General features: G+C 67.1%; 24 protein-coding genes. 10 read left to right on the forward strand and 14 right to left on the reverse strand.

Going from position 1 to position 23,676, the window contains the following annotated elements; genetic code table 11:
- The first annotated feature begins 94 nt into the window (after positions 1-94).
- The 6 genes from motA to MTBUT4_RS18200 all read left to right on the forward strand — a co-directional run bounded on the left by motA (position 95) and on the right by MTBUT4_RS18200 (position 5,525).
- A complete protein-coding gene (motA, locus tag MTBUT4_RS18175) occupies positions 95-955 on the forward strand; it encodes a flagellar motor stator protein MotA (protein WP_173981128.1) in 861 nt (286 codons plus the stop codon).
- A 17-nt stretch (positions 956-972) separates the two neighbouring features.
- Positions 973-1,914, forward strand: coding sequence for a flagellar motor protein MotB (locus MTBUT4_RS18180; protein ID WP_173981129.1), 942 nt, complete (start codon positions 973-975; stop codon positions 1,912-1,914).
- A gap of 57 nt (positions 1,915-1,971) precedes the next feature.
- The gene (locus tag MTBUT4_RS18185; RefSeq protein WP_173981130.1) at positions 1,972-2,496 is read left to right on the forward strand and encodes an RDD family protein; all 525 of its coding nucleotides are present in this window, start codon (positions 1,972-1,974) and stop codon (positions 2,494-2,496) included.
- Between the two features lie 100 nt (positions 2,497-2,596).
- Entirely contained in the window at positions 2,597-3,349 is a 753-nt protein-coding gene (locus tag MTBUT4_RS18190; protein ID WP_173981131.1) for an arginyltransferase, read from the forward strand.
- A 95-nt stretch (positions 3,350-3,444) separates the two neighbouring features.
- Positions 3,445-4,008 carry a TRAP transporter small permease subunit gene (locus tag MTBUT4_RS18195; protein WP_173981132.1) on the forward strand — a complete coding sequence of 188 codons (564 nt, stop codon included), beginning with the start codon at positions 3,445-3,447 and terminating at the stop codon, positions 4,006-4,008.
- Positions 4,005-5,525: a TRAP transporter large permease subunit gene (locus tag MTBUT4_RS18200; RefSeq protein ID WP_173981133.1), complete on the forward strand. Its 1,521-nt coding sequence runs from the start codon at positions 4,005-4,007 to the stop codon at positions 5,523-5,525. Before MTBUT4_RS18195 ends, MTBUT4_RS18200 begins: the two co-directional genes overlap by 4 nt.
- Positions 5,526-5,582: 57 nt before the next feature.
- Here MTBUT4_RS18200 and MTBUT4_RS18205 read toward each other — a convergent pair whose 3' ends face one another.
- The 11 genes from MTBUT4_RS18205 to rpoZ all read right to left on the reverse strand — a co-directional run bounded on the left by MTBUT4_RS18205 (position 5,583) and on the right by rpoZ (position 16,233).
- On the reverse strand, positions 5,583-6,671 hold the full coding sequence (locus MTBUT4_RS18205) for a TRAP transporter substrate-binding protein (RefSeq protein WP_173981134.1): 1,089 nt from the start codon (positions 6,669-6,671) through the stop codon (positions 5,583-5,585).
- Positions 6,672-6,752: 81 nt separating this feature from the next.
- Positions 6,753-8,975, reverse strand: a complete 2,223-nt coding sequence (gene parC / locus MTBUT4_RS18210) for a DNA topoisomerase IV subunit A (protein ID WP_173981135.1) — start codon at positions 8,973-8,975, stop codon at positions 6,753-6,755.
- 32 nt (positions 8,976-9,007) lie between these two features.
- Positions 9,008-9,721: a DNA repair protein RecO gene (gene recO, locus MTBUT4_RS18215; protein WP_173981136.1), complete on the reverse strand. Its 714-nt coding sequence runs from the start codon at positions 9,719-9,721 to the stop codon at positions 9,008-9,010.
- The gene (locus MTBUT4_RS18220) at positions 9,721-9,930 is read right to left on the reverse strand and encodes a hypothetical protein (protein WP_173981137.1); all 210 of its coding nucleotides are present in this window, start codon (positions 9,928-9,930) and stop codon (positions 9,721-9,723) included. The genes recO and MTBUT4_RS18220 overlap by 1 nt, the downstream gene beginning before the upstream one ends.
- A gap of 10 nt (positions 9,931-9,940) precedes the next feature.
- The gene (era, locus tag MTBUT4_RS18225) at positions 9,941-10,852 is read right to left on the reverse strand and encodes a GTPase Era (RefSeq protein ID WP_173981138.1); all 912 of its coding nucleotides are present in this window, start codon (positions 10,850-10,852) and stop codon (positions 9,941-9,943) included.
- Positions 10,849-11,532: a ribonuclease III gene (rnc, locus tag MTBUT4_RS18230; protein ID WP_173981139.1), complete on the reverse strand. Its 684-nt coding sequence runs from the start codon at positions 11,530-11,532 to the stop codon at positions 10,849-10,851. Before rnc ends, era begins: the two co-directional genes overlap by 4 nt.
- Before the next feature lie 3 nt (positions 11,533-11,535).
- Positions 11,536-12,279, reverse strand: a complete 744-nt coding sequence (lepB, locus tag MTBUT4_RS18235) for a signal peptidase I (protein WP_173981140.1) — start codon at positions 12,277-12,279, stop codon at positions 11,536-11,538.
- A gap of 94 nt (positions 12,280-12,373) precedes the next feature.
- Positions 12,374-12,790, reverse strand: a complete 417-nt coding sequence (acpS, locus tag MTBUT4_RS18240) for a holo-ACP synthase (RefSeq protein ID WP_173981141.1) — start codon at positions 12,788-12,790, stop codon at positions 12,374-12,376.
- Positions 12,787-13,560 carry a pyridoxine 5'-phosphate synthase gene (locus tag MTBUT4_RS18245; protein WP_173981142.1) on the reverse strand — a complete coding sequence of 258 codons (774 nt, stop codon included), beginning with the start codon at positions 13,558-13,560 and terminating at the stop codon, positions 12,787-12,789. Before MTBUT4_RS18245 ends, acpS begins: the two co-directional genes overlap by 4 nt.
- A 17-nt stretch (positions 13,561-13,577) precedes the next feature.
- The gene (locus MTBUT4_RS18250; RefSeq protein ID WP_173981143.1) at positions 13,578-15,722 is read right to left on the reverse strand and encodes a bifunctional (p)ppGpp synthetase/guanosine-3',5'-bis(diphosphate) 3'-pyrophosphohydrolase; all 2,145 of its coding nucleotides are present in this window, start codon (positions 15,720-15,722) and stop codon (positions 13,578-13,580) included.
- A gap of 106 nt (positions 15,723-15,828) precedes the next feature.
- On the reverse strand, positions 15,829-16,233 hold the full coding sequence (rpoZ, locus tag MTBUT4_RS18255; protein ID WP_173981144.1) for a DNA-directed RNA polymerase subunit omega: 405 nt from the start codon (positions 16,231-16,233) through the stop codon (positions 15,829-15,831).
- Between the two features lie 190 nt (positions 16,234-16,423).
- Between rpoZ and MTBUT4_RS18260 the strand changes: the two genes are divergently transcribed.
- From MTBUT4_RS18260 to MTBUT4_RS18275, 4 genes are all read left to right on the forward strand, one after another.
- Complete coding sequence (locus MTBUT4_RS18260; RefSeq protein ID WP_173981145.1) at positions 16,424-16,987, forward strand: NYN domain-containing protein; 564 nt, start codon at positions 16,424-16,426, stop codon at positions 16,985-16,987.
- Positions 16,988-17,037: 50 nt separating this feature from the next.
- The gene (locus tag MTBUT4_RS18265) at positions 17,038-17,640 is read left to right on the forward strand and encodes a uracil-DNA glycosylase (RefSeq protein ID WP_173981185.1); all 603 of its coding nucleotides are present in this window, start codon (positions 17,038-17,040) and stop codon (positions 17,638-17,640) included.
- A 172-nt stretch (positions 17,641-17,812) separates the two neighbouring features.
- Complete coding sequence (locus MTBUT4_RS18270) at positions 17,813-18,229, forward strand: bacteriohemerythrin (RefSeq protein ID WP_173981146.1); 417 nt, start codon at positions 17,813-17,815, stop codon at positions 18,227-18,229.
- A 73-nt stretch (positions 18,230-18,302) separates the two neighbouring features.
- Entirely contained in the window at positions 18,303-18,653 is a 351-nt protein-coding gene (locus tag MTBUT4_RS18275; RefSeq protein ID WP_173981147.1) for a TIGR02300 family protein, read from the forward strand.
- Positions 18,654-18,655: 2 nt separating this feature from the next.
- Here MTBUT4_RS18275 and MTBUT4_RS18280 read toward each other — a convergent pair whose 3' ends face one another.
- The 3 genes from MTBUT4_RS18280 to MTBUT4_RS18290 all read right to left on the reverse strand — a co-directional run bounded on the left by MTBUT4_RS18280 (position 18,656) and on the right by MTBUT4_RS18290 (position 23,606).
- Positions 18,656-21,319, reverse strand: a complete 2,664-nt coding sequence (locus tag MTBUT4_RS18280; RefSeq protein ID WP_173981148.1) for a valine--tRNA ligase — start codon at positions 21,317-21,319, stop codon at positions 18,656-18,658.
- A 96-nt stretch (positions 21,320-21,415) separates the two neighbouring features.
- The gene (locus tag MTBUT4_RS18285) at positions 21,416-22,123 is read right to left on the reverse strand and encodes a DUF2497 domain-containing protein (RefSeq protein ID WP_254434928.1); all 708 of its coding nucleotides are present in this window, start codon (positions 22,121-22,123) and stop codon (positions 21,416-21,418) included.
- A 136-nt stretch (positions 22,124-22,259) separates the two neighbouring features.
- On the reverse strand, positions 22,260-23,606 hold the full coding sequence (locus tag MTBUT4_RS18290) for a TolC family outer membrane protein (protein ID WP_254434929.1): 1,347 nt from the start codon (positions 23,604-23,606) through the stop codon (positions 22,260-22,262).
- Positions 23,607-23,676: the final 70 nt, after the last annotated feature.

Genomic DNA, 23,676 nt, shown 5'->3' on the forward strand with positions numbered 1-23,676 from the left:
GAGTTGACTCGCGACAGCCGCGGCAAATTATAGCATTCTCCGGAACGATCTGCTGGTCATGCCGTCCGAAGCGGGACCGCAACAGGGGAAGTGAATGTTCGCGATCATCGGTATCGTGGTGACCATCGCCAGCGTTATCGGCGGCTATGCCGCGGCGGGCGGCCACCTCGACGTTCTCTGGCAGCCATTCGAGTTCATCATCATTTTCGGTGCCGCCATCGGATCGCTCCTGCTGGGCAACCCGAAATCCACCATCACCGGCATCGGCAAGAATTTCGCCGTCATCTTCAAGGGGCCGCACCACAAGAAGGACAGCTACATCGAGATGCTGTCCATGCTCTACTCGGTGTTCAAGCTGGCCAAGACCAAGGGCGACCTGGCCCTGGAAAGCCACGTGGAAAAGCCCGATGAGAGCCCGCTATTCGCCAAGTTCCCCGGTTTCAGCCACGACCACCATTCGCGCACCTTCCTGTGCGACTATCTGAGGCTGCTGACCCTGGGCACCTCGAACGCCCACGAGCTGGAATCCATCATCGACGGCGAAATGGAAGCCCACCACAAGGTGTATCACGAGATCAGCCACGCGGTCAGCCTGATGGCCGACGCCATGCCCGCCCTGGGCATCGTTGCCGCGGTGCTGGGTGTGATCCACACCATGGGCTCGATCACCGAGCCGCCGGAGGTGCTGGGCCACCTGATCGGCGCGGCGCTGGTCGGCACCTTCTCGGGCGTGCTGTTCTCGTACGCATTCTTCGCGCCGTTCGCGCGCAACATGCAGATGGTGTTCGACTCGGACCACTATTACTTCATGGCCATGAAGGCCGGCCTGCTGGCCCACATGCAGGGCTACGCGCCGCAGGTCTCGGTGGAGTTCGCCCGCAAGATCCTGCCCGACGAGTTGCGGCCGACCTTCCAGGAACTGGAAGAGACGGTCACCAACCTGCCGCCGGATTGATGAAGGCCCCCTAGGCCATGGCCGGCGAAGGTCAGCAGATCATCATCAAACGAGTGAAGAAGATTTCGGGCGGCGCTCACGGCGGCGCCTGGAAGGTGGCCTACGCCGACTTCGTCACCGCCATGATGGCCTTCTTCCTGCTGCTGTGGCTGCTGAACGCGGTGACCGAGGAGCAGCTGACCGGCATCTCCAACTACTTCGCCCCCTCCATGGCCTCCAAGAGCCAATCCGGCGCCGGCGCCATTCTCGGCGGCCAGGTCATCGGCGAGGGCGCCCAGCAATCCAACACCAGCTCGCCCAGCCTGGTGCAGCACCTGCCGCCGGCTTCCATCGGCCCCGGCGGCGAGGACCTCACCTCGGCCAATACCGAACCGATGGAGGGCATGGGCGAGCAGGAGTTCAAGGAAAAGCTGGCCGAGCGCGAGCAGGAGAAGTTCGACAAGGCCCAGACTATGCTTGAACAGGCCATGAAGGGCATTCCGGAACTCAAGCAGTTCCAGGGCTCCATGCTGGTGGACAACACCCCCGAGGGGCTGCGCATCCAGATCACCGACCAGGAAGGCCTGGCCATGTTTCCGTCGGGCAGTTCCGCCATGTTCGGGCATACCCGCTCCCTGCTGGACCTGGTCAGCCGCATCGTCAACCAGATGCCCAACAAGATCTCCATTTCCGGCCACACCGACGGCATTCCGTTCCGCGATCCCTCGGGCTACACCAACTGGGAGCTGTCGGCGGACCGGGCGCTGGCCTCGCGCCGGGCCCTTGTCGCCTCGGGCGTGCCCGAGGAGCGCATCGACCGCATCGTCGGGCGCGCCGCCACCGATCCGCTGGTGGTCGATGACCCCAAGGCGCCGCGCAACCGCCGCCTCAGCATCATCCTGCTGCGCGAGAACGACCTGTCGCCGCCGCCCGAGGCCTCGGCGGGACAACTGGCCCCGGCCGGCGGGAAGAAGAACTGACCGTTCCATCTTCCGGCGGCGCACCTATATGGGTTTGAGCCGCAAAGGACTGATGCCATGACCGATTCCCGCGCCGTCGTGACCGTAGCCGCGCCCGCCCCCGACTGGACAGATGCCTGGGGCCACCCGGAATACTACCGAGGCGTCACGCTGCGGCGCATCTTCGCCTATCTGGTCGACATCGTCGTGGTCAGCGTCCTGGCCGCCTTGGTCTGGACCGCCTTCCTGATTCTCGGGCTGCTCAGCCTGGGATTGCTGTTTCCGCTGCAGGCGCTGGCGGTGGCGCTGGTGCCGCTGGCCTACCATTCCCTGCTCATCGCCTCGCCCGCCGCGGCGACTATTGGCATGCGTCTGTTCAGGCTCCGGGTCCGCAGCCTGGCACCCGAGGTTGACGGCGGCAGTGGACGGCCGACCATTTTCCAGGCAATCATTCAGACGGTGGCCTTTTACGGATCGATCGCGCTGACCGCTTCGGCCATCCTGGTGGTGGCCTTGTTCAACGCCCGCCGGCGGACGCTGCATGATTGGCTGGCGGGCACGGTGGTGGTGAACGATCCGGAGGACGGCCCCCGGACGGCCTGAACCGAAGGGGCACGGGTCCCTCTCCCGTTCGGGACCGGTGGTCCCGCCGTTGGACGGCCACCATATCAGGGGACTGTGCGGGACAGCAAAGACGGACGCGATGGATCACATTCCCCTCAAACGGCCGCATTTCTTCTTCACCACGGCCCCCCTGCCCTGTCCGTACATCGCCGGCCGGCTCGAGCGCAAGATCGTCACCGAGCTGAACGGCCCCGACGCCGACGTCCTGCACGAGGCGCTGTCGCGCGCCGGATTCCGCCGCAGCCATTCCATCGCCTACACCCCGGCCTGCCCGGGCTGCAGCGCCTGCATCCCGGTGCGCATCGTGGTCGGCGAGTTCGGCCCCGACCGCACCATGCGCCGGGTATCGCGCGCCAATGCCGACCTGACGGCGAAGAAGGTCCCTGCCCGCGCCACCGCCGAGCAGTACCGCCTGTTCTCGCGCTATCAGGAGGCCCGCCATACCGGCGGCGACATGGCGCTGATGGGGTTCTACGACTACCGGTCCATGGTCGAGGACAGCCCCATCGACACCTATCTGGTCGAATACCGCCGCCCCGACAACGCCCTGGCCGCCGTCTGCCTGGCCGACCGCATGTCGGACGGATTTTCCGCCGTCTACAGTTTCTTCGATCCCGACCTGTCCGACCGCTCGCTCGGCACCTACGTGGTGCTGTGGCTGATCGGCGACGCGCTCGCCGCCAATCTGCCCTACGTCTATCTGGGCTATTGGATTCGCGAAAGCCGCAAGATGTCCTACAAGGCCCGGTTCAAACCGCTCGAGGCCTTCGGCCCCAACGGCTGGCGGGTGCTCGAGGACGATGGTTCCGCCCCCCCGGCTCCGTTGCGTTGACAATTCCCCCCACCGCTGGCCTCGCGTTCGCTGCCGTGGCATAGTCGCCTGTCCGGTTGGTGAAACAAGAACGCCGGCAACGGGAGGAACGGGTGATGACGCTGCTCTTGGGCGTGAGCGGCATGATCGACCGTATGAATGCGGCGATCGGCCGGCTGGTCTATTGGCTGGTGCTGATCATGGTGGTGGTCAGCTCGGCCAACGCCATGATGCGCTATCTGTTCAACATCAGCTCCAACGCCTGGCTCGAGATCCAGTGGTACCTGTTTTCCGCCGTGTTCCTGCTGTGCGCGGGCTACACCCATCTCCGGAACGAGCATATCCGGATCGACGTCGTCACCGGGCGCTTCTCGCGCCGGGTCCAGACCTGGATCGACATCATCGGCGGCGTCTTCTTCCTGCTGCCGATGGCGCTGATCCTGACCGTGCTGTCCTGGCCTCTGGCGGTCGAGGCCTTCCATAACGGCGAGATGTCGTCCGATCCCGGCGGATTGATCCGCTGGCCGGTCAAGGTGTTGATTCCCTTAGGCTTCACGCTGCTGGCCCTGCAGGGCCTGTCCGAGACCATCAAGCGGGCCGCCTTCCTGCTGGGCCGAGGCCCGGACCCGGGGGTGAAGCACGGCGGCGCCCATGCTCCGGCGGTCGGGGGCCAGACATGACCGCCTTCCTGATCGCCAACATGGCACCGCTGATGTTCGGCGCCCTGGTCGTGTTCCTCCTGTTCGGCTATCCGGTCGCCTTCGCCCTGGCCGCCAACGGGCTGGCCTTCGGCCTGCTCGGCATCGAACTGGGGCTGTTCACCCCCGATCTGCTGCAGGCGCTGCCCGAGCGGGTGTTCGGCATCATGCGCAACGACACCCTGCTGGCCATTCCGTTCTTCACCTTCATGGGCCTGATCCTCGAACGCAGCGGCATGGCCGAGGACCTGCTCGACACCATCGGTCAATTGTTCGGGCCCTTGCGCGGCGGCCTGGCCTATGCCGTGGTCTTCGTCGGCGCGCTGCTGGCGGCGACCACCGGCGTGGTGGCCGCCAGCGTGATCTCCATGGGTCTGATCTCGCTGCCCATCATGCTGCGCTACGGCTATGACCGCCGGCTCGCCACCGGCGTGATCGCCGCCTCGGGCACCCTGGCCCAGATCATCCCGCCCTCGCTGGTGCTGATCATCATGGCCGACCAGCTCGGCCGCTCGGTGGGCGACATGTACGAGGGGGCGATGATTCCCGGCCTGGTGCTGACCTCCCTCTATGCCCTTTACGTCGTCGCCACCACCATCTTCAATCCCAAGGCCGCCCCCGCTTTGCCGCCCGAGGCGCGGACCCTGCACGGCTCGGCCCTGCTGCTCCGTGTCCTGGTCTCGCTGGTGCCGCCGCTGGTGCTGATCTTCCTGGTGCTGGGAACCATCTTCCTCGGCGTCGCCACCCCGACCGAGGGCGGCGCCATGGGGGCGACCGGCGCGTTGATCCTGGCGTTGGCCAAGCGCAAGCTGAGCTTCCCCCTGCTGCGCCAGGCCATGGACGTGACCGCCAAGTTGTCGTCGTTCGTGCTGTTCATCCTGATCGGATCGACGGTGTTCGGCCTGGTGTTCCGCGGCGTCGACGGCGATTTGTGGGTCGAGCACCTGCTGACCGGGCTGCCGGGCGGTCAGCTGGGCTTCCTGATCGTCGTCAACATCATGGTGTTCCTGCTCGCCTTCTTCCTCGACTTCTTCGAGCTGGCGTTCATCGTCGTGCCGCTGCTGGCGCCGGTGGCCGAAAAGCTGGGCATCGACCTGGTCTGGTTCGGCATCCTGCTGGGCGTCAACATGCAGACCTCGTTCATGCATCCGCCGTTCGGCTTCGCGCTGTTCTATCTGCGCAGCGTCGCCGCCACCGAGGATTACGACGACAAGGTCACCGGCCAGCGCATCAAGGGGATCACCACCGGGCAGATCTACTGGGGCGCGGTCCCGTTCGTGGTGATCCAGGTGATCATGGTGGCGCTGGTCATCACCTTCCCCGGCATGGTCGGCAGCGGCACCGCCAAGCTTGAGGCCAACGGGATCGAGATGGAGGTCGAGATGCCGGACTACGGCAACGCGGCTGATGACGAGGATGTCACTCCGCCATCCGACGATCCGCCCGAAGCACCCGAATCCGGCCCGTCCTTGCAGGACCAGCTCAAGGGCGGCCGCTGAACACGACAAGGCCCGCATCCGGTGCTGCCGGATGCGGGCCGTCGCCGAAGCTTGCCGCTATTTCTTGAGCGGGTTGTTGAGGCTGAAGGCGTCGAAATTGAATTCGGCGACCTTCCACCACAGCTGGATATCCTCGCGGAACGCCTTCCACGGCCGGTAGACCTTGGAGAACTTCGGGTTCTCGGCCGCGGTGTCCTCGTACAGCTTGAAGGCGGCGGTCTGGGCCGCCAGCATCACGTCCTTGGGGAAAGGCCGGAGCTGGGTGCCGGCGCCGACCAGACGCTTGATGGCGCCGATGTTCAGCACGTCGTACTTGGCCTGCATGTCCAGGTTGGCCTCGGCACAGGCGGTCTCGAAGGCGCTCTGGTAGAGCTTCGGCAGCTTGTTCCAGTGGTCGAGGTTGACGTAGGAGGTGATGGTGGTGCCACCCTCCCAGAACGCCGGATAGTAGTAGTTCTTGGCCACCTTGTAGAAGCCCAGCTTCTCGTCGTCATAGGGGCCGACCCACTCGGTGGCGTCGATGGTGCCCTTCTCCAGCGCCGGATAGATATCGCCGCCGGCCAATTGCTGCGGCACCGCGCCCAGGGCCCGCATGACCTCGCCGCCGATGCCGGCGATGCGCATCTTGAGCCCCTGCAGGTCCTTGATGGACTTGATCTCCTTGCGGAACCAGCCGCCCATCTGCGCGCCGGTGTTGCCCGACGGGAAATTGATGATGTTGTAGCCGGCGAAGAACTCCCGCATCAGCGCCATGCCGCCGCCGTGATACAGCCAGGCGTTCTGCTGGCGCGAGGTCAGGCCGAACGGCACGCCGGTCTCGAAGGCGAAGGTGCGGTCCTTGCCGACGTAGTAGTAGCTGGCGCTGGCACCGCATTCGACGGTGCCGGCCTGAACCGCGTCCAGCACCTGCAGGCCGGGAACGATCTCGCCGGCGGCGAACACCCGGATCTGGAACTTGTTGTCGGTGAGCTCGGCGACCCGCCGCGCCACCAGCTCACCCGAGCCGTAGATGGTGTCGAGGCTCTTGGGAAAGCTCGACGCCATGCGCCACTTGATTTCGGGGCTGGTCTGGGCGATGGCCGGGGCGGCCACCGCGCTGGAAGCAAGGCCGACACCGGCGGCCTTCAGGAACGAACGCCTTTCCATGCACTTCCTCCATCACGGTTCATTGTTGACCAAACCATTTGGGGTTGATGGTGCACCAAAGCGAGTGGTCCGACCAGGGGTTTATGTAAACTTGTTGCTGCGCGGGAAACCGGTGGGCGGCAGTCGCCCGAACGAGGCCCGCTTGCCCAGCCAGGGGGTGAGGTCCGGCTCGGTGCGGGTGCGCTCGCCCATCTTCCACGACAGGCCCTCGGCCAGGGTGAACAGCTTGATGTCGGCCATGCCGCCGTCGCGGTACTTCTGCAGCATCACCCCCCGACCGCGGGTCATGACCGGTATCTCCTCGGTCATGAACACCAGCAGCTTGCGGTTGGCGCCGATGACCGCCGCCGCGTCGCCCTCCACCGGCACGCAGAACCGCGCCGCCTCGCCGTCGCCCAGGTTGAGCACCATCTTGCCGGCCTTGGTCTGGGCCAGCACCTCGGTCTCCTCGACGATGAAGCCGCGGCCGCCATCCGAGGCCACCAGCAGCCGCCGGCCGGGCTTGTGGACCAGGACGGTGGCGATGTCGGCGTCGTTGGCGAGGTCGATCATCAGGCGCAGCGGCTCGCCGAAGCCGCGCCCCGACGGCAGCTTGTCGCCGCCGATGGTGTAGAACCGGCCGTCGGTGGCGAAGAACAGCAGCTTGTCGGTGGTCTCGGCCTTCAGGGCCAGCTTCAGGCCGTCGCCCTCCTTGAACTTGATGGCGTCGAACTGGTCGACATGGCCCTTCATCGCCCGCACCCAGCCCTTTTCCGACAGGATCAGGGTGATGGGCTCGCGCTCGACGAAGGCCTCGATGGGGACCACCACCGCCGACGGCGCCTCGCCCAGCTCGGTGCGGCGGTCGCCCAGCGCGGTGCCGGGGCCGAAGGCCTTGCGGATGTCGGCGACCTGGCCGGCGATGGCGGCCCAGCACTTACCCTCGTCGGCCAGCAGGGCGCGCAAATCCCCCTGCTCCGCCGACAGCTTGCCGTGCTCGGTGCGGATTTCCAGCTCCTCCAGCCGGTGCAGCGAGCGCAGGCGCATGTTGAGGATGGCGTCGGCCTGAATCTCGGTCAGCGAGAAAGCGGCGATCAACTCGGCCTTGGGCTGGTCGCCGAAGCGGATGATGCGGATGACGGTATCGAGGTCGGCATAGACCTTGAGGTAGCCGTCCAGCACCTCCAGCCGCCTGGCGATCTTGTCGAGCCGGTGGTTGGTGCGGCGCTGCAGCACCTCCAGGCGATGGTCGAGGAAGGCGCGCAGCACCTCCTTCAGGTTCATCACCCGGGGCACCGCGTCCCGGTCCAGCACGTTCATGTTGAGACCGAACCGGGTCTCCAGGTCGGTCTGGCGGAACAGTTGCTCCATCAGGTGCTCGGCCTCGACGCTGCGGTTCCTCGGCTCCAGCACGATGCGCACGTCCTCGGCCGATTCGTCGCGGATGTCGGCCAGCAGCGGCAGCTTCTTCTCGCCCAGCAGCTCGGCGATCTTCTCGATCACCTTGGATTTCTGCACCTGATAGGGAATTTCGGTGACCACGATCTGGTAGAGGCCGTGCGACAGCTTCTCCACGCTCCACCGGGCCCGCAGGCGGAACGAGCCGCGCCCGGTGCGGTAGGCCTCGGCCACCGCCGCGCGGGTCTCGACCAGCACGCCGCCGGTGGGGAAGTCGGGGCCGGGCATGCGGGCGATGAGGTCGTCGATGGCGCAGTCGGGTTGCCGGATGAGGTGGGCCAGCGCGTCGCAGATCTCGCCCACATTGTGGGGCGGAATGCTGGTGGCCATGCCCACCGCGATGCCGGCGGAACCGTTGGCGAGCAGGTTGGGAAAGGCCGCCGGCATCACCACCGGCTCGTCCTCGGAGCCGTCATAGGTGGGGCGGAAATCGGCCGCGTCCTCGTCCAGGCCGTCCATCAGGGCGGCGGCGACGGCGGTCAGCTTGGCCTCGGTGTATCGCATGGCGGCGGCGTTGTCGCCGTCGATATTGCCGAAATTGCCCTGGCCCTCGACCAGCGGATAGCGCACCGCGAATTCCTGGGCCAGGCGCACCAGCGCGTCGTAGACCGACTGGTCGCCGTGGGGATGGTACTTGCCGATGACGTCGCCGACCACGCGGGCGCACTTCTTGAAGCCGCCCTCGGGGTCCAGCTTCAGCTGCCGCATGGCGAACAGCAGGCGGCGATGCACCGGCTTCAGCCCGTCGCGCACGTCGGGCAGCGAGCGCGACACGATGGTCGACATGGCATAGGCGAGGTAGCGTTCGCCCAGCGCCTCGGTCAGCGAGGTTTCGCGGATATCGCCCGCATTGGCAGGTTCGGTCATGGGACTCCCCGAGTGGTCCTAGATATAGTAGCTCACCCGCGCAACCGGTCAATCAGTCGCGAACGTGCCGCCGGCATCGCCACCCGGTGCGGCGCCAGCACATGACGGTCGAGGAAGTACCCGGTGAGCGCCAGGCCGTCCAGGATGTCGCCGCCGCTGCCCTCGCCACCCTCGACCAGGAAGGCTGGCAGCGGCAGCAGCCGGTCGCGGTAGGGTTCCGCCGCCGCCCGCGACACCGCGCGGCCGGTCTTGGGGCTGACATAACCGAGGTCGATGGTGGCGCCGGTGGCGGCGCAGGCGGTCAGGTCCAGGCCATAGCCGAGGTCGCGCAGCAGCGCCAGCTCCCAATGCACGTAGACGCTGGGCCAGGCCTCGCTCTTCATCGCCTCCAGCAGGGCGACCAGGGCGGCGAAGGCGGCCGGATGCGGCTCGCGCTCGGGCAGCACCGCCTCGCACAGGGCGCAGGCCGAGGCCACCGCCGCCAGCCGCCCGGCATGGTCGAGGATGCCGGCGGCGTGGGCCTGGGCCATCTCGACCCGGTAGCTGCCCAGCTGCTCGGCCAGGCGGCCCCGCCACCACGCCTTGACGTGGTTGCCGGGCTGCAGCACGCCGCGATTGGCCTTGCCGGATCCGCCGTGGACCAGGCCGGGATGGCGGCCGTGCGCGCGGGTCAGCAGGCTGGCCACCGCCCCGTTCTCGCCGTGGCGGCGGACGGCCAGGACGATTCCTTCGTCCGCCCATTCCACTAGAGGAAGCTCCAGAACACCAGGATGATGCCCAGCGCCGCCAGGGCGATGCCGGTGCCGGCGATGCCCACCGCCCAGCGTTCGATGGGTGGCGTCACGTCGAAGGCCTGCTCGCCCAGCGCCCCCTTGCGCAGCCGGTGCTGCAGCACGGCGACCATCAGGATGGCGCCGACCCAGATCAGGACCACTCCGATGTCGCGATGGTCCATGGCGGCTGTCCTAGGCGTCGAAGTTCAAGCCCATGTCGCTGAAATGCTGGCGCCGTTCGGCCCAGTCCTCCTTCACCTTGACGTGCAGGAACAGATGGACGCGGCGCTCCAGCAGCGCTTCCAGCTCTTCGCGGGCGGCGGCGCCGATGGCCTTGATGCGGCTGCCGCCCTTGCCCACCACGATGGCCTTCTGGCTGTCGCGCTGGATGTAGATGATCTGGTCGATGCGGGCGGAACCGTCCTCGCGTTCCTGCCATTGCTCGGTCTCGACGGCAAGGGAATAGGGCAGTTCGTCATGCAACTGGATGAACGCCTTCTCGCGGGTGATCTCGGCCGCCAGCAGGCGCTGCGGCAGATCGGAGACCTCGTCCTCGGGAAACATCCAGGGGCCGGCCGGGACCCGCTGCGCGAACACCTGCGCCAGGTCGGCCAATCCGTCTCCGCTCAGGGCCGAGACCATGAAGACGTCGGTGAAGATGCCCTCGGCGGTGAGGTCGGCGGCCAGCTTGAGCAGCTTGTCCTTGCGCACCGCATCGACCTTGTTCAGCACCAGGATGGCTTCGCGTCCGGCCTGCTTCAGGCGGTCGAGAATGGCCTGGACGTCGTCGTCGCGGCCCTTCAGGGCATCGACCACCAGGCAGACCATCTCGGCATCGGCGGCGCCGTCCCAGGCCGCCGCCACCATGGCGCGGTCGAGCCGGCGCCTGGGCTGGAAGATGCCGGGGGTATCGACCAGGATGATCTGGGCCGGGCCGGCCATGACGATGCCGAGCACGCGGAAGCGCGTGGTCTGGACCTTGGGCGAGACGATGGACACCTTGGTCCCGACCAGGCCGTTGACCAGGGTCGACTTGCCGGCATTGGGGGCGCCGACGACGGCAACGTAGCCGCAGCGCTTGTCGCTATCCGCCACCCCGGTCATGTCGTCACCCTCTCCAGCAACGCGGCTGCCGCCGCCTGTTCCGCCACCCGCTTGGACGGCCCGCTCCCGGTGGCGTCGCCCACCCCTTCCACGAACACCGAAACCAGGAACCTGGGTTCGTGGGGCGGTCCCTCGGTGCCCAAGGTGGTGTAGGCCGGCAGAGGCCGGCCCCGCCCCTGCGCCCATTCCTGCAACGCGGTCTTGGCGTCCTTGGGCGGCGAGGCGGCCTCTTCCATCAGCGGGGTCCAGGCGCGCCGCACCAGCAACGCCGCAGCGTCGAAGCCGCCATCGGCGAACAGGGCGCCGATCACCGCTTCGCAGGCATCGGCCAGCGTCCCCGGATTGGTCCGCCCGCCGGCCTCGTCCTCTCCCCTGGACAGGTCGAGATGGTCGCCGATGCCCAGGTCCTCGGCCACCCGCGCCAGAGTCTCGCGCCGCACCAGGGCGGCATGGCGACGCGCCAGCGCACCTTCGGGCTCGGACGGGAAGCGCAGGAACAGCATCTCGGCGACCGCCAGACCCAACACCCGGTCGCCCAGGAATTCCAGGCGCTCGTAAGGGGGGGCGCGACGCGGCGACCGGCCTTGCGCCAGCGAGGGATGGGCCAGCGCCTGCTCGAGCAGCTCCGGCCGGACGAAACGATGCCCCAGACGTTCGGCGAGGTCGCCGGCTCGCGCCATCGCTCAGTCGATCCCGTCGAAAAGGCGCCCGTAGCGGATGGCCCACGGCCACTTCCACGGCTCCCACAGGGCGGCGCTGCCGTCGCCCGAGAAGAAGATCACCTCGGCCCGGCCGACCAGGTTCTCGGCCGGGACGTATCCGACTTCGTCGAGGAAGCGGGAATCGGCGGAATTGTCGCGGTTGTCGCCCATCATGAAGTAGTGTCCCGGCGGAACCACGTATTCCATGGTGTTGTCGGCGATGCCGTTGTCGCCGGCATATTCGATGATGCGGTGCTTGCGCCCGCCGGGCAGGGTCTCGACGTATTGCGGCGCGCGCATGATGTTGCCCTCGCGGGTCAGCTCGACGAAATCCTCGATGCGGTCGCGCCTCACCGGCTCGCCGTTGATGTGCAGGACGCCGCCGACCACCTGGATGCGGTCGCCCGGCAGGCCGACCACGCGCTTGATGTAGTCGATCTTGTCCTCGGGCGGCTTCTTGAAGACGATGACGTCGCCGCGCTCCGGACTCTTCTCCAGCACCCGTTCGCCCGACGGACCCAGGCTGAACGGGGTGGAATGGCGCGAATAGCCGTAGGCATACTTGGAAACGAACAGATAGTCGCCGATCAGCAGGGTCGGGATCATCGACCCGGACGGAATGTTGAACGGCTCGAACGCCACCGTGCGCACCACGCCGGCGATGAGCATGGCGTAGAGGACCGTCTTGATGGTTTCCCAGCTGCCGCCGGACTTTCTACTGGACATGAACGAAGTCGCCTAACTATTTGATTCACAATAAATCAACGCCACAATACCCGACCCTGGGTCGGGGCGAGCAAACCAGCCTGGGCGGCACCTGTCAAGCGCCACCCTGGCCGGGCAGGGCGGAAATCACCACCACCGCTTCGGCCAGCGGGTATTCGTCGGTCATGGTCAGGTCGATGCGGACCGTCATGCCCGGCGGCGTGATGGCAGCCAGCCGTTCGGCGGCGCCGCCGGTCAGATGCAGCGCCGGTTGGCCCGAGGCCAGGTTGACCACACCGATGTCCTTGAGGAACACCCCGTCGCGGAAGCCGGTGCCCAGCGCCTTGGCGCAAGCCTCCTTGGCGGCGAAGCGCTTGGCGTAGGTCGAGGCCCGCAGGGACTCCGCCCGCCGCTCGGCCTTGGCCCGCTCGCGATCGGTGAACACCCGGTCAAGGAACCGCGGGCCGAACCGCTCCAGGGTCTTCTCGATGCGGCGGATGTCGCACAGGTCGTTGCCGAGCCCCAGGATCACGCCTCGGCCCCCTGGCCGGCGCCCTGGCGGGCCCCTCCTGGGCGGGATTCGTCCATCAGGGCGCGCATGCGGCGGATGGCGGCGTCGAAGCCGATGAAGATGGCTTCGCCGACCAGGAAATGGCCGATGTTCAGCTCGACGATGGTGGCGATGGCGGCGATGGGCTTGACGGTGTCGAAGGTCAGGCCGTGGCCGGCGTGGCACTCCAGCCCGATCGCCTCGGCATGGGCGGCCGCCGCCTGGATGCGGGCGAATTCGCGGTCGCGGGCTTCGCCCTCGTGGTCGCAATAGGCGCCGGTATGCAGTTCCACCACCGGGGCGCCGATGGCCTTCGCCGCATCCAACTGGCGGGGGTCGGCCTCGATGAACATGGACACCCGCACCCCGGCCTCGACCAGGCGGCCGACGATGGGGCGCAGCGCCTCCAGATTGCCGGCGACGTCCAGCCCGCCCTCGGTGGTCCGCTCCTCGCGCCGCTCCGGCACGATGCAGGCGGCGTGGGGGCGGTGGCGCAGCGCGATGGCCAGCATCTCCTCGGTGGCGGCCATCTCCAGGTTGAGCGGCAGCGGGATCTCGTTGGCCAGGCGCTCGATGTCGCGGTCGGCGATGTGGCGCCGGTCCTCGCGCAGATGGGCGGTGATGCCGTCGGCCCCGGCCGCCGCCGCCAGGTGGGCGGCGCGCACCGGGTCGGGATGGCGACCGCCGCGGGCGTTGCGGATGGTGGCGACGTGGTCGATGTTCACGCCGAGGCGGAGGGGGCGGAAGGTCATGGCGTGAGTCGTCCCGATCAGTTGCGCGCGCGTTCGACCGAGTTGATGGAGGGCGTGGCCCTCAGCGCGGCGATGATGTTGGTCAGGTGCTTGACGTCGCGCACCTCGATGTCGATCAGCATCTCGAAGAACTCGGTGGTGCGGTTGGTGATCTTGAGGTTGGAGATGTTGCCGACGTTCTTGGCGATCACCGTGGTCACCGTCGACAGGGTGCCGGGCTCGTTGTTGACCACCAGGTCGATGCGCCCGGTATGGGCCTTGCCCTCGGCCTCGTCCCACGAGATGTCGAGCCAGCGCTCGGGCGTCTCGGCGTATTGCTCCAGATTCTCGCAATCGATGGTGTGGACGGTCACCCCCTTGCCGGTGGTGACGATGCCGACGATGCGGTCACCCGGCAGCGGATGGCAGCAACCGGCGAAATGCACCGCCATGCCGGGGATCAGCCCCTTGATGGGAATGGCACCGCCGGCCTGGTCCTTGCGCTCGGGCTTGGGCTTGCGGCCCAGCGGCACCACATTGTCGGCGCGCTGGGTCTTGAGTTCGGGGAAGACGGTGGACACCACCTCGCGGGCGGTCAGGGTCCCCTCGCCCACCTCGGCGATGAGGTCGTCGACGCTGGGCTGCTTGAAGATCTTCAGCACGCCCTCCAGCGACTTCTCGGCGAAGTCGTAGCCTTCCTGGCGGAAGGCGCGGACCAGGATGGCGCGGCCGAGATCGACGTACTGGGCGCGCTGCTGGGTGCGGACGAAGCGGCGGATGCGGGCGCGGGCCTTGCCGGTGACGACGAAGCGTTCCCAGGTGGGGTTCGGCGTCTGCGCCCGCGAGGTGATGATCTCGACCTGGTCGCCGTTGCCCAGGCGCGAGCGCAGCGGCATGATGCGGCCGTTGATCTTGGCGCCGACGCAGGTGTCGCCGACCTCGGAATGAACGGCATAGGCGAAGTCCACCGGCGTCGCGCCGGACGGCAGGGCGATCAGATCGCCCTTGGGCGTGAAGCAGAACACCTGGTCCTGGAACATCTCGAGCTTGGTGTGCTCGAGGAATTCCTCGGGGTTGGAGGCATGTTCCAGGATGTCGAGGAGTTCGCGCAGCCAGCGGTACTGGCGGCCGTCGGTGAGGCGCCCGCCGCCCTGCTTGTACTTCCAGTGGGCGGCGACGCCCAGTTCCGAGACCTCGTGCATCTCCTGGGTGCGGATCTGCACTTCGATGCGGTGGCGCTCGGGGCCGAACACCCCGGTATGGAGCGAGCGGTAGCCGTTGGGCTTGGGCGTCGAGATGTAGTCCTTGAACCGGTTCGGCACCATGGGATAGCGGGAATGCACCACGCCCAGCGCTCGGTAGCAGTCCTCGACGCTGTCGACCACGACGCGGAAGGCCATGATGTCGGACAATTGCTCGAAACCGACATTGCGCCGCTGCATCTTCAGCCAGATCGAATAAGGCGTCTTCTCCCGGCCCGAGACGGTGGCGCTCACCCCCGCCTCTTCCAGCGTGCGCCGCAGTTCGTCGAGGATGCGCCCGATCAGGTCGCCGCCCTGCTCGCGCAGGAAATTGAGCCGGGCGATGATGGAGGCCCTGGCGTCACCGTGCAGTTCGGTGAAGGCCAGGTCCTCCAGTTCGATCTTCATCTCCTGCATGCCGATGCGTTCGGCCAGCGGAGCGTAGATCTCCATGGTTTCCAGGGCGATGCGGCGGCGCTTCTCGGGATTGCCGATGTAGTGCAGCGTGCGCATGTTGTGGACGCGGTCGGCCAGCTTCACCAGCAGGACCCGGATGTCCTCGCTCATGGCCAGCACCAGCTTGCGCAGGTTCTCGGCCTGCTTGGCATGGTCCGACTGCAGCTCGATGCGCGACAGCTTGGTCACCCCGTCCACCAGCCGGCCGATCTCGGCCCCGAACAGGCGGTCGATGTCCTCCTGGGTGGCGGGGGTGTCCTCGATGGTGTCGTGCAGCAGCGCGGTGATGATCGAGGCCGAATCCAGCCGGTAGCGGGTCAGGATGCCGGCGACTTCGATGGGATGGGAGAAATAGGGGTCGCCCGAGGCCCGCTTCTGGGAGCCGTGCATCTTCATGGCGAAGACGTAGGCGCGGTTGATGGCGTCCTCGTCCGCGGCCGGATCGTAGGACTTCACACGTTCGACGAGTTCGAACTGGCGCATCATGGCCGCGCCTCCTTGGCCACCGGCGCGGCCGGCGCTGAATGGGGCGGCATGTGCGAGGCGTTCGCCATCACCTGAAAGGCGTTCGCCATCGCCGCCCCCGGCAACGTCACTCGATGTCGCCGTCCGGCAGGTCGCCGGCCATGGCGTCGGGATCGAAATCGACGCCGTCCTCGGACACGGTGAGGCCGTCCTCGATCGCCTCCTCCTCCGTCGCCATGGTCTCGAAGCCGAGGTCGCGTTCGGGCATGAACGCCTCCATCTCGTCCTCTTCCGGCTCGTCCACTTCGACGTGCTTCTGCAGGCTCTGGACCAGCTCGTTGCGCAGGTGGTCGATGCCGACCGTCTCCTCGGCGATCTCGCGCAGCGCCACCACCGGGTTCTTGTCGTTGTCGCGCTCGACGGTCAGCCGGCCGCCGGACGAGATGTCGCGGGCGCGCTGGGCCGCCATCAGTACCAGCTCGAACCGGTTGGGAACCTTCAATACGCAATCTTCGACGGTAACGCGAGCCATGGAACGTCCTTTGCCAATACGCGACCAGGAAAAAGAGTCCAGCTTATATAGCGGCCACGGGGCCGAACGCAAGCTTGCCGAAGCCCCGGCGCCCTTGCGGCAAACCGGCATAGGCCCTACCTTCAGGAGCGTTCGGCGGCCGCCTCGGCCGCATCATTCATTCAGTTCAAGTTCATAGATGGGAACCACCATGCAATTTTACGACACTGAAAGAGTCGGCCTGTTCATCGACGGGTCCAACCTGTATGCGGCCGCCCGGGCGCTGGGCTTCGACATTGATTACAAGCGTCTGCTGCAGCTGTTCGCCGCCAAGGGACGGCTGGTTCGCGCGTTCTACTACACCGCCCTGATGGAGGATCAGGAATACTCGCCGATCCGCCCGCTGGTCGACTGGCTCGATTACAACGGCTACACCATGGTCACCAAGCCGACCAAGGAGTTCACCGACGCCATGGGTCGGCGCAAGATCAAGGGCAACATGGACATCGAGCTGGCCATCGACGTCATGGAGATGGCGCAGCATCTCGACCATGTGGTCCTGTTTTCCGGCGACGGCGACTTCCGCCGCCTGGTCGAGGCGGTGCAGCGCAAGGGCGTGCGGGTGTCGGTGGTGTCGACCATCCGCTCGCAGCCGCCCATGGTCGCCGACGAGTTGCGGCGCCAGTGCGATACCTTCATCGAGTTGCTTGATCTCGAACCTCTGATCGCCCGCGCGGTGCCCAACCGCGAGGACCGGGGGTTCGAGCCGCAGTGACGCCGCCGGTTCCCGACCGCGACTGCCCCCTGTGCCCGCGCCTGGCGGACATGCGGCGGGCCAGCCGTGCCGACCATCCCGACTGGTTCAACGCGCCGGTGCCCTCGTTCGGATCGCTGGAGGCGCGCCTGCTGTGCGTCGGGCTGGCGCCCGGCCTCAGGGGCGCCAACCGCACCGGCCGGCCGTTCACCGGCGACTTTGCCGGTGACCTGCTCTACTCGACCCTGGCGGCCTTCGGCCTGGCCGAGGGACGCTACGGCGCCAGCGCCGAAGACGGCTTCCGCCTGGTCGATGTGCGAATCAGCAACGCGGTACGCTGCGTGCCGCCCGGCAACAAGCCGCTGCCCGCCGAATTCACCGCGTGCCGGCCCTTTCTCGCCGCCGAGATCGCCGCCATGGCGAAGCTCAGGGGCGTGCTGGCCATCGGCCGCGACGCCCATCAGGCGGTGCTGTCCACCCTGGGCCTGCGCAAGTCCGCCTACCCGTTCGGCCACGGCCTGCTGCACCACCTGCCCGGCGGACTGGTCCTGGCCGACAGCTACCATTGCTCGCGCTACAACACCAATACCGGGCGCCTCACCGAGGCCATGTTCCACGCTGCCGTCGGCGGCCTGCTCGGTGCCGTGGGAACGCCCCACCCGCAGCCCTGGTAGCTGCACTGCACAATAACCCCCGGATTTTGTTTGAGAATTCGTGTTATTTTTGTTACCGTACCACCTTCGTCAGGGGGGCGGCCCGGGGGGTTAACCCGATCTTGGCAGGCGATTGGCAGTGTAGGCCCCGGCGAAGGCTGAGCAGCGCCGGATTCGTGGAAGGGCGGAGACGATGAGTCAGTTGGAGTGGAGTGACGAGTTCAAGCTTGGCCTGCCGGCCATCGATGCCGACCACCGGGACCTGTTGGAGCTGTGCAACGAGTTCCTGGCCGCGGCCCAGACCGGAAGCGCCATCTCCCAGTTGGCTGCCATCCTCGACCGCCTGGTGTTGCGCACCCGCGCCCACTTCGTCGCCGAGGAGCGCCTGCTCGACCGCCACGGCTATCCCGGCCTGGCCATGCACAAGGCCGAGCATGACCGTCTGCTGGCCCAGGCCGACAACCTGAAGGTGCGCTTCTCCGATCCGGCCGAGGGTCAGGACACCCACCGCTTGACCGGCGAGGCCGCCGACTTCCTGCGCTTCTGGCTGTTCGACCACATCCGCACCAACGACCGCCCCTACCAGCCCTTCATCCGGCGCCTGGTATAGACCCGGAAGCGGGGCTGGCGCCAAGGCACCGGACCATCCACATCCACCCAGTCACAGGGATGGAGAGGATGCCGTGCCGCAAGCCAATCGAGGGACCAAGCGCCATTGCGCCGCCTGCAGTGCCGCCTATTACGACCTCGGCCGCGACCCGCCGGTGTGCCCGAAATGCCAGGCCGAATTCGTTCCGGCGCCGCGGCAGATGATGCGGCCACCCCGCGGTCATTCCCGCGCCGTCCCGGTGATGCGCCCCACCCCCGACAGCGAAACCGTTTTCGCCGAGGATGAGGCCGTGACGCCAGGCGAGGACGAGGACGAGCATGACGGCGCCGTCCTGGGCGGCGAGGACGAAGACCAGGACGAGGCCGGGGACGACGCCGGGGACGAGGACGAGGAGACCGTGGTCGATGGCGAATCCCGGGACTGACTTCAGGCCCCGGACAGCCGCTGCAGCGCCTCCGTCAGCCTGGCCTTCGCCGCGGCCCATTCCTCGCGGCGCTCGCGGTTCTCCTCGACCACTTCCGGCGCGGCCTTGGCGACGAAATCGGGATTGGCAAACTTGCGGTCGACCTTGGCGATCTCGCCCTCGACGCGGGCGATCTCCTTCTCCAGCCGGGCACGCTCCTTGTCGAGGTCGACAATGCCGGCCAGCGGCATCAGCAGCGTTGCCTCGTCGATCACGATCTGCGCCGCCCCGTCCTGCAGCACCTCGGCCATCTTGTTGCTGTCCGGGCGGGTGTCGAATTCGGCCAGGCGGGCCAGGCGCAGGATCAGGTCGCGGTGGGTGGTGGCCCAGCCGACGCGCTCTTCCGCCAGGCCGCTGGCCAGCACGGCCAGTTGTGCCGCGGGCGGAACGTTCATTTCCGAGCGCACGCCGCGAATGGTCGACACCACCCGCACCACCCAATCCATCTCGGACTCGGCTGCGGCATCGTGCAGCCCAGGCAGGCTCGGCCAGGGCCGGCGCATCAGGGCGCCGTCACGGGGGGCGGTCTGCGTCCACAATTCCTCGGTGATGAACGGCATGAACGGGTGCAGCACATGCAGGATCATGTCCAGCGCCCACGCCGCGGTCGCCCGGGTCTCGGCCTTGGCCCCCTCGTCCGCCCCCTGCAGGATGGGCTTGGCGAATTCCAGGTACCAGTCGCAGAAGGTTCCCCACACGAACTGATAGGCGGCGCCGGCCGCCGCGTCGAAGCGGTAGCCCTCCAGCGCCTGCGCCACCTTGTCGGCGACCTCGGCGGTCTTGCCGGCGATCCAGCGGTTGACCGTCTCCGTGACCGTTCCGGGGTCGAATCCGGCCACCGGGTGGCATTCGTTCATCTGGCAGAAGCGGGCGGCGTTCCACAGCTTGGTGGCGAAGTTGCGGTGGCCCTCGACCCGGCTTTCCGCCAGCTTGAGGTCGCGGCCCTGGGCGGCCATGGCCGCCAGGGTGAAGCGCAACGCGTCGCAGCCGTATTTGTCGATGATGTCCAGCGGGTCGATGATGTTGCCCTTGGACTTGGACATCTTCTGGCCCTTCTCGTCGCGGACCAGGGCGTGGATGTAGATGTCGCGGAACGGCACGTCGCCCATGAAATGCAGGCCCATCATCATCATCCGGGCGACCCAGAAGAAGATGATGTCGAAGCCGGTGACCAGCACGTCGGTGGGATAGTAGCGGGCCAGGTCCGGCGTCTGCTCCGGCCAGCCCAGGGTCGAGAACGGCCACAACGCCGACGAGAACCAGGTGTCGAGCACATCCTGGTCGCGGGTCAGGTCCACCGCCTTGCCGTAATGGGCGGCGGCGGCGGTAGCGGCGGCCTCCTCGGTCAGTTCGACGAAGATATGCCCGTCGGGGCCGTACCACGCCGGCACCTGGTGGCCCCACCAGATCTGGCGCGAGATGCACCACGGCTGGATGTTGCGCATCCACTCGTAGTAGGTGTTCTCCCAGTGCTTGGGGACAAAGCGGGTCTTGCCGGTCTCCACCGCCGCGATGGCGGGCTTGGCCAGGGTGACGGCATCGACGAACCACTGGTCGGTCAGCCACGGCTCGATGACGACGCCGGAACGATCGCCGTAGGGCACCATGTGAACGTGGTTGACGATCTGGTCCAGCAGGCCCAGCGCCTCCATCTCGGCCACCACCTGCTTGCGCGCGTCGTAGCGGTCGAGGCCGCGATAGGCCTCGGGCACGGCATCGTTGAGGCGGGCATCGCGGTCCAGGATGTTGATCATCTCCAGGCCGTGCCGCTTGCCCACCTCGAAGTCGTTGAAATCGTGGGCGGGGGTGATCTTGACCGCGCCGGTGCCCTTGGTCGGGTCGGAATACTCGTCGGCGACGATGGGGATCAGGCGGCCGACGATGGGCAGGCGCACCATCTTCCCCACCAGATGGGTGTAGCGCTCGTCCTCGGGGTGCACCGCCACGGCGGTGTCGCCCAACATGGTCTCGGGCCGGGTGGTGGCGACGGTGATGAAGGTGTCGTCCACCCCATCGACCGGATACTTGAAGTGCCACATGTGGCCCTTCACCTCGCGCTGCTCCACCTCAAGGTCGGAGATGGCGGTGTGCAGCTTGGGGTCCCAGTTGACCAGCCGCTTGTCGCGATAGATCAGACCCTGCTTGTAGAGATCGACGAAGACCTTGCGCACCGCGGCGCTCAGGCCCTCATCCATGGTGAAGCGCTCGCGCGCCCAGTCCGGCGAGGCGCCCAGGCGGCGGAGCTGGCGGGTGATGGTGCCGCCCGATTCGGCCTTCCATTCCCACACCCGTTCGATGAAGCGCTGGCGCCCCAGGTCATGGCGGCTGAGCTTCTGAGCCTCCAGCTGGCGCTCGACCACCATCTGGGTGGCGATGCCGGCATGGTCGGTGCCGGGCTGCCACAAGGCGTCGCGGCCGTTCATGCGGTTGAAACGGATCAGCACGTCCTGCAGCGTGAAGGTCAGCGCATGGCCCATGTGCAGGCTGCCGGTCACGTTCGGCGGCGGCATCATGATGGTGTAGGGCGGCTGCCCGCGGGCGGGATCGGCGGCAAAGGCGCCGGAGCCTTCCCAGGCCTGGTAGTGGGTCGGCTCGACCTCGGACGGGCGGTAGGTCTTGTCCAGCATGGCGGGGCGTTCCGGAACTCGCTGATGAATCACAGGGCTGAAACGGAAGACGGCCCGGGAAGGCCCGAGCCGTCTGGACCGTCAAGGGCGCGGAGATTAAAGGTTCTCGGCCCGGTTTACCATCTTCTCGATTTCCTTCTTGACGATCCGCTCGATCATGTAGGGAAGGTTCTCGTCGAGCCATTCCTTGAGGATCGGCTTCAACAGCTCCCGCACCATGGCTTCCAGCGTGATGCCGCCATTGCCCAGGCCGATGGAGCGCTGGCGCACGATCTCGCGGGCGAGGTCGGACAGCAGCGAGGTGCTGCGGTGCGCCGCGTTGTCGGAAATCAGCGCATCCTCATCGACCCGGCGCGGTGCCGGCCGGCGCGGGGCCGGCATCACCGGTTCGGGCTCGTATTCCCCGAGATCGGGCTTGAAGGCGTTGATGTCGAAGGCCGGCTCGTCCTCGTCGAGGACCATGTCCTCGGTCAGTTCGAGGACATCGTCCTCGGGCTCGGGCATGACGAACGGTTCGGGCTCGGGCTCCGGCTCGAAGACCGGTTCGGGCTCGGGCTCGGGCTCGAACACCGGCTCCGGGACCGGTTCCGGCGCCGCGTCGGCGAACATCGCGTCGATGTCGTCCTGGGGCAGAGGCTCGGGTTCAGGCTCGGGTTCGAACACCGGAACGGGTTCGGGTTCGGGGGCCGGCTCCACCACCGGATCCGCGCTCTTCTCCTCAGCCTCGTCCTCCGAAAGAATTCGGCGGATCGAGGCGAGGATGTCCTCCATCGAGGGTTCTTGCTGGGCCTTGTCGTCGCTCATGATCCGACTGTCCGTGGTCCCCCTGGGTCCGAATCGCGGCCATCATGCCGTACGAACCAATACAAATCATTAAAATCTTACGCGTTCTTCCGGGACTTTCCGGGATCGCGCCGATATCCGGCGCGCCCGAACGCGGTCATTCCTCGTATTTCACGTCGACGCCGGTGCCGATCCACTTATCGCGCACGTCCTCGTAATGCCGGGTCGGGTCGTAGATTTCGACCGGCAGAGTCAATGCTTCGGCGGTCATCTGGCCCAGCGCGGACTTCAAGGTGAAGGCGGCGACCATTTCATCGCGCTGCGCCCGAACCAGGTTGACGCGGGCATTGAACAGTTCCTGTTCGGCATCCAACACGTCGAGCACGGTGCGCGAGCCGACCTTGGCCTCTTCCTCGACACCGGCCAGGGCGAGCTCGGACGCCCGGATCTGGCTTTCGATGGAGCGGATGCGGGCCCGGGCGGCGTGCAGGTCCTCCCACCCCTGGGTGGCGTCCTCGAGGGCGTCGCGACGGGCCTGGTCGGCCTCGATCTTGCGCCGGCCGTAGGTATGCTTCTGCGCCCGCACGCGGGAATAGACATCACCCCCCTCGTACAGCGGCACGCTGACGCTGACGGTGGCTTCCAGGGTCTCGGATTCGCTACCCTGCGACGTCGCCGACAGATTGCGTCCCCACTCGCCATTGAGATTGACGGTGGGAAGCAGCTCGCCGGCGATGGTGTCGATGCCGTCCTTGGCCGACTGTGCGGTCCAGTCGGCGAAAATGACCGACGGGTTCTTGGCCAGGGTGACTTCCTTGACCTCGTCGAAGCTGCCCGGCACTGCGGCGGCCGATTTCGGCGCCTGCGGCGATTCGGGGGCGCGGCCGACCACGGTAATGTAGCGGGCGCGGGAATTCTGCAGAATGCCCTCGGCGGAGACGCGATCGGCGGTGGCCCCGGACAGACGGGCATCGGCCTGGCTGACGTCGGTGCGGGTGATCTCGCCGACGCGGAAGCGCTCCTGCGCCGCCTCGAGCTGGCGACGCAGCACCTGCTCGTTGTTGATGTTCAGTTGAAGCACCGTCTCGTCGCGGGCGACATCCAGGAAAGCGGTGGCGGCATTGAGCAGCACGGTCTGCTCGCGCACCTGCAGGTCGGCACGGTTGGCCAGCACGTCCGCCTCGGCGGCACGGGTGGCGGCCACGGTGCGGCCGCCGCGATACAGCGGCTGCGAGATGGTCAGAGTATTGCTTCGCGAGGTGCGCCCCTGCTCCCGACCCTGGGCCGAGGCCGAGGTATTGGCGTTGGTCTCGTAGCGCCCGCGACCGTATTCGCCGGTGAAGGTGACGGTGGGCCGCCAGTTGGACAGGGCCTGGGGCACGCCTTCGTCGGTCGCCTTCAACTGGGCCCGCCGCGCCAGCAGCGACGGGTTGGTGGTGTAGGCGGAAACCAGCACGTCCTCAAGGGTCTCGGCCCGCGCCGTCCCTGCCATCGCGACGCTCATTCCGATCAATGCCACACCGGCCAACAAATACGCCTTTTTCATTTCGCACCTTTCAGCAATCGCGGGCCGC

The organism is Magnetospirillum sp. UT-4 (assembly GCF_902729435.1).
Lineage (GTDB): Bacteria > Pseudomonadota > Alphaproteobacteria > Rhodospirillales > Magnetospirillaceae > Magnetospirillum.

Excerpts from the sequence above, each read along its gene's own strand:
- motA (WP_173981128.1), top strand. The coding sequence starts at position 95 with ATGTTCGCGATCATCGGTATCGTGGTGACCATCGCCAGCGTTATCGGC.
- MTBUT4_RS18180 (WP_173981129.1), top strand. The coding sequence starts at position 973 with ATGGCCGGCGAAGGTCAGCAGATCATCATCAAACGAGTGAAGAAGATT.
- MTBUT4_RS18185 (WP_173981130.1), top strand. The coding sequence starts at position 1,972 with ATGACCGATTCCCGCGCCGTCGTGACCGTAGCCGCGCCCGCCCCCGAC.
- MTBUT4_RS18190 (WP_173981131.1), top strand. The coding sequence starts at position 2,597 with ATGGATCACATTCCCCTCAAACGGCCGCATTTCTTCTTCACCACGGCC.
- MTBUT4_RS18195 (WP_173981132.1), top strand. The coding sequence starts at position 3,445 with ATGACGCTGCTCTTGGGCGTGAGCGGCATGATCGACCGTATGAATGCG.
- MTBUT4_RS18200 (WP_173981133.1), top strand. The coding sequence starts at position 4,005 with ATGACCGCCTTCCTGATCGCCAACATGGCACCGCTGATGTTCGGCGCC.
- MTBUT4_RS18205 (WP_173981134.1), bottom strand. The coding sequence starts at position 6,671 with ATGGAAAGGCGTTCGTTCCTGAAGGCCGCCGGTGTCGGCCTTGCTTCC.
- parC (WP_173981135.1), bottom strand. The coding sequence starts at position 8,975 with ATGACCGAACCTGCCAATGCGGGCGATATCCGCGAAACCTCGCTGACC.
- MTBUT4_RS18220 (WP_173981137.1), bottom strand. The coding sequence starts at position 9,930 with ATGGACCATCGCGACATCGGAGTGGTCCTGATCTGGGTCGGCGCCATC.
- era (WP_173981138.1), bottom strand. The coding sequence starts at position 10,852 with ATGACCGGGGTGGCGGATAGCGACAAGCGCTGCGGCTACGTTGCCGTC.
- rnc (WP_173981139.1), bottom strand. The coding sequence starts at position 11,532 with ATGGCGCGAGCCGGCGACCTCGCCGAACGTCTGGGGCATCGTTTCGTC.
- lepB (WP_173981140.1), bottom strand. The coding sequence starts at position 12,279 with ATGTCCAGTAGAAAGTCCGGCGGCAGCTGGGAAACCATCAAGACGGTC.
- MTBUT4_RS18245 (WP_173981142.1), bottom strand. The coding sequence starts at position 13,560 with ATGACCTTCCGCCCCCTCCGCCTCGGCGTGAACATCGACCACGTCGCC.
- MTBUT4_RS18250 (WP_173981143.1), bottom strand. The coding sequence starts at position 15,722 with ATGATGCGCCAGTTCGAACTCGTCGAACGTGTGAAGTCCTACGATCCG.
- rpoZ (WP_173981144.1), bottom strand. The coding sequence starts at position 16,233 with ATGGCTCGCGTTACCGTCGAAGATTGCGTATTGAAGGTTCCCAACCGG.
- MTBUT4_RS18260 (WP_173981145.1), top strand. The coding sequence starts at position 16,424 with ATGCAATTTTACGACACTGAAAGAGTCGGCCTGTTCATCGACGGGTCC.
- MTBUT4_RS18265 (WP_173981185.1), top strand. The coding sequence starts at position 17,038 with ATGCGGCGGGCCAGCCGTGCCGACCATCCCGACTGGTTCAACGCGCCG.
- MTBUT4_RS18270 (WP_173981146.1), top strand. The coding sequence starts at position 17,813 with ATGAGTCAGTTGGAGTGGAGTGACGAGTTCAAGCTTGGCCTGCCGGCC.
- MTBUT4_RS18280 (WP_173981148.1), bottom strand. The coding sequence starts at position 21,319 with ATGCTGGACAAGACCTACCGCCCGTCCGAGGTCGAGCCGACCCACTAC.
- MTBUT4_RS18285 (WP_254434928.1), bottom strand. The coding sequence starts at position 22,123 with ATGAGCGACGACAAGGCCCAGCAAGAACCCTCGATGGAGGACATCCTC.
- MTBUT4_RS18290 (WP_254434929.1), bottom strand. The coding sequence starts at position 23,606 with ATGAGCGTCGCGATGGCAGGGACGGCGCGGGCCGAGACCCTTGAGGAC.